At 75.2% G+C, this 4,148-nt stretch carries 3 protein-coding genes; all 3 read right to left on the reverse strand.

Features of this window, described 5'->3' with window-relative positions; all coding sequences use genetic code 11:
- The coding region (locus ACFV4G_RS04065) for an L-tyrosine/L-tryptophan isonitrile synthase family protein (RefSeq protein WP_380436200.1) at positions 1-1,002 on the reverse strand (1,002 nt) is incomplete at its 3' end.
- Positions 1,003-1,131: 129 nt separating this feature from the next.
- Positions 1,132-2,622 carry a cytochrome P450 gene (locus ACFV4G_RS04070; RefSeq protein ID WP_380436202.1) on the reverse strand — a complete coding sequence of 497 codons (1,491 nt, stop codon included), beginning with the start codon at positions 2,620-2,622 and terminating at the stop codon, positions 1,132-1,134.
- A 62-nt stretch (positions 2,623-2,684) separates the two neighbouring features.
- Positions 2,685-4,079, reverse strand: coding sequence for an MFS transporter (locus ACFV4G_RS04075; protein WP_380436204.1), 1,395 nt, complete (start codon positions 4,077-4,079; stop codon positions 2,685-2,687).
- Positions 4,080-4,148: the final 69 nt, after the last annotated feature.

The raw sequence follows: 4,148 nt of genomic DNA on the forward strand, positions 1-4,148 counted from the left end.
CGGGCCGGGGCCGGGCGGGCCCCCCCCCGCCGCCGGCCACCCCCGCTTCCGTGCTGGCGCGGGGCCCCGGGCGCCCCCCGCCCCCCCCCCGAGCTCCGCGGCGTCCGCGCTGCGCAGCAACTCCCAGCGGCCGTCGGCCCGGTGGAGCACCGAGGAGTGCCAGGGCGTCGTCCACGCGTCCGCCACCTCCAGCAGGCGGATGCCGAACTTCGGCGCCCCGGCCCGCTGCGGGTGGATGGACAGCCGGAACGCGTCCGGGTGGTGCTCGGCGATCAGGTCCCCCCAGGCGCGGCTGCGCTGGATCACCCCGTACGCGCGGCGGCGGCACTCGCGCTGGAGGGCCGACTTGGTGCCGGTGAAGCCGACGGTGTCCTCGGTGAGGAACCGGGTGATGCCCCGGTAGAGCCGCAGGGTCTCCTCGTCCGTCAGCACCTGCTCGCGCAACTCCTCGACGCTCGGCGCGTATCGAGCGTGCACACGGGCGCGCTTCTCGTCGAACGGCAGGTCGCCGAGGACGGCCCGCAGGTCGAAGGTGGCCAGGTGCCGCAGTCCCTCGCGCTCGATCATCGCGGCCAGTGCGTCGGAGTAGTCGTCGATGTGGTCGTCGGGGACGTGGATGAGGTCGCCGAAGATGTGGCCGTCCGAGCAGATCAGGATTCGCGCACCGGGCGCGTGGAGCGCGCCGATCCGCTCGCACAGCGCGTCGAGGAAGGTGAGCGACAGCCGCTCGCCCTCGTCGGGCAGGTGGCCGAGCACCTTCGCCGGGTTCGGCGACTTGCAGGGGAAACCGGGCAGGGTGAACACGATCGGCTCGCCGGCGGCGATGAAGTCCGCGAGCTGCGCCAGCTGGAGCGGGAAGTGGTGCGGCCCTGCGGCGAGTTCGGGGTCGGAGGCGCGGCGGTGCGGCAGGAGCAGGCCGAGGACGCGGGCGGCGAGGTGCTCGGCGGCTTCGTATGTGTGGGTGGATGGCTCGCGGGCGGTGATGGTGCCGACGGGCGGCATGGTGGTCCTCCAACGGGACGTTGTCGTAAGGGCAATGGGTGCGGGCTACGGGCTACAGGCTGCGAGCAGGCGTGGCCGTGTCCTGGCCGGCGGTGCGGTCGCGGGCCAGGGGGTGGTGGTCGCCGCCGGTCAGACGCGCCGGTCGTAGGCGACCGGCAGCTCGTTCACACCGCGGGCCAGGATGGCGGGGATCCAGGCCAGGGCGTCCAGGCCGTCACCGCCCTCGGCCGGACCGGCGGGGCGCAGTCCGGGGAGCCGGGTGAGCAACGTGCCGAGGGCCACCTGGAGTTCGGCACGGGCGAGGGCGGCGCCGGGGCAGTAGTGGATGCCGTGTCCGAAGGCGAGATGGGCGTTCGGGGTGCGGTCGAAGTCGAGCCGGTCGGCGTCCGGGAACCGCTCGCCGTCCCGGTTGGCGGCGCAGAGCGAGACGATGACCGAGTCGCCGGCCGGCACCGCGGTGCCGAACAGGTCGCTGTCCTCGGTGAAGAACCGCCAGGTGGTGAGCTCGAACGCGGCGTCGTGGCGCAGCAGTTCCTCCACCGCGCGGGGGAGCAGGCCGGGGTCGGCGGCGATGCCCTCGGCGAGCCGGACGAGGTGCCCGGGGTGGCGCAGCAGGGTGATCAGCATGGTGGTGATCTGGTTGGTGACCGGTTCCTGCCCGGCGACCAGTAGCTGGAACACGATCGAGTCGAGCTCCTCCGGGCTCAGCTCGCCGGCGTCACGGGCCGCGACGAGCCGGCCGAGCAGGTCGTCCTCGGCCCGGGCGGGGTCGTGGTGGGCGCGCTTGTGCTCGACCACGTCCGCGATGTACGTCTGCAGGCCGCGCAGCCGCGCCTCGTACGCGGGCCGGCCGGGGTCGAGCGGGCCGACCGGCTGCACCACCTTGCCCCAGTCGCGGTCGAAGCGCACGGCCAACTCGGGCGGCAGGCCGATGGTTTCGGCGAGCGCGCGGAACGGGTAGTGCGCCGCGAACCCGGCGACCAGATCGGCGCCGCCGGTGGCGGGCAGCTCGTCGACCAGAGCGTCGGCGAGCTCCTGGAGGCGCGGCCGCAGCGCCTCGACCCGGCGGGGCGCGAAGGCGTCGACGACGAGCCGGCGCATCGCCGTGTGCTTGGGCGGGTCCTGGTGGAGCAGGTGCACCTGGAGCTGCGAGTGCTGCGGCTCGGGCATGATCGAGGCGAGCCGGCGCCAGTTCTCGTTGCCCAGGGCGTGGTTCTTGCCCAGCCTGCCGTCGTTGAGGGCCGCGTGCGCGGCCTTGTAGCCGGTGACCAGCCAGGCGTGGATGCCGCTCGGGAACTCCACCCGGTGGACGGGGCCCGCCTCGCGCATCCGCCGGTACAGCGGGTACGGGTCGCGCTTGTACTCCGTCCCGTAGAGCGGTACGGGGGAGGGGAGTCGGGTGCCGTCGCGATCGTCGTCGCCACCGTTGTCGCCACCGTTGTCGCCACCGTTGTCGCCACCGCCGTCGGACGGGAGGCCGTAGCCGAACGGGCAGCGAGCCGCCGGGTCCGCCGGGTCCGCGGGGTCCGCAGGGTCCGAAGGGTTTGCCGGGTTTGCCGGTTCTGCCGGGTTCGGCGGGCGGACGGCGGCAGGATCGAAGTCGGTGTCTATGTCGGTCATGTGCGGTGAACCTCCGGTCGTACGGTGTTCCAAGGGGGTGGCGGTCGGCCCGGGCGGCCGTGTCACGCCGTTGCGCGGTGGGCGCGGCGGTGGTGCAGGGCGAGGAGGGCGACGGCGCTCGCGGCGGCCAGGACGGCCAGGGCGATCCCGGCGCGGGTGCCGGTGGTCGCGCGGTCGCCGGCCAGGGTGGCCGCGGTGGCGAGGGCGGGCCCGAGGGCGAAGCCGAGGCTGCGGGCGAGCTGGACGGCGGAGCCCGCGGTGGCGAGCCGGCCGGGCGGCGAGGCGGTCATGACCAGGGCCTGGGTGGGGCCGCCGTTGAGGCCCATGCCCGCGCCGGCGAGGGCGAGGCGCCACGCGATGTCGGCGTTGGTCCAGCCGCCGTCCAGGGGGAGCAGCAGGAGCAGGCCGAGGGTGGTGACGGCGGCGCCGCTCAGCGCGGTCGGCCGGGCGCCCCAGCGGTCCGCGAGCCGTCCGCCGAAGCGGCCGGCCACCACCATGCCGAGCGGGAAGGCCAGCATGGTGAGTGCGGTGCGGGTGGCGCTCTCGCCCTCCTGGCCGCGCAGGTGCTGGGCGAGCAGGTAGTGGCAGGCGGCGAAGCCCGCGGCGAGGGCGAGGACGGAGGCGTTGACGCCGGTGGTGCCGGCGGCCCGCAGCGTCTCGGCCACCGGTCGGCCGCCGGGGCGGCGCAGCCAGACGGCGACGAGCGGCGCGGCGGGCAGCGCGAGCAGAAGCCACAGCGGGGCCTTCGGCGCGAGGGTGAGCGCGAGCAGGACGGAGGCGACGGCGGAGCCGATCAGGGCGGCGTCGCCGAGCGAACTGCGGTCGGGCGGCGAGAGCCTGCCGGTGCGCGGGGCGTGGCGGAACACGATCAGCGCGGCGGCGAGGCAGACCGGGAGTTTGACCAGGAACACGGCCCGCCAGCCCACGTGGTCGAGCAGCAGACCGCCGATCACCGGACCGGTGACGGCCCCGAGCGGACCGAGCGTGGCGGGCACGCTCATCGCCCGCCCGCGCAGCTCGGGCCGGACGGCGGTGGCGGCGAGCACCGGCATCAGGACGAACAGCACCGCGCCGAAGGCGCCCTGGGCGAAGCGCGCCGCGATCAGCCAACTCGCCCACGGGGCGAGGGAGGCGAGCGCGCTGCACGCGGCGAAGCAGCCGACCGCCGGCAGGAGGGCCGAGCGCGTGCCCACCTGGTCCAGCCATTGCCCGGCGGGCAACAGCAGGGCGACGAGCGGCAGTTGGTAGCCGAGCGCGGCCCACTGGGCGACTCCGGGGGAGACGTGCAGGCCGGCGGATATGTCGGTGAGCGCGAGGTTCACCACGTTCATGTCGAGCATCGCGACGAACGAGAGCAGCCCGGCGGCGACGACGAGGCTCCACCGGTCCGCCGGACGGTCCGGGTTTCCTGTGCTGTGCCTGAAGTTGGCTTCGGGCAGGCCGTGTTGCGCGGCCATGGAGTCCTCCGTTCCCCCGCTGCGTACCGGGCGGGGGGCCCGCGCGGGGGGGGGGGGGGGGGGTGGAGA

The organism is Kitasatospora sp. NPDC059747 (assembly GCF_042732955.1).
GTDB lineage: Bacteria > Actinomycetota > Actinomycetes > Streptomycetales > Streptomycetaceae > Kitasatospora.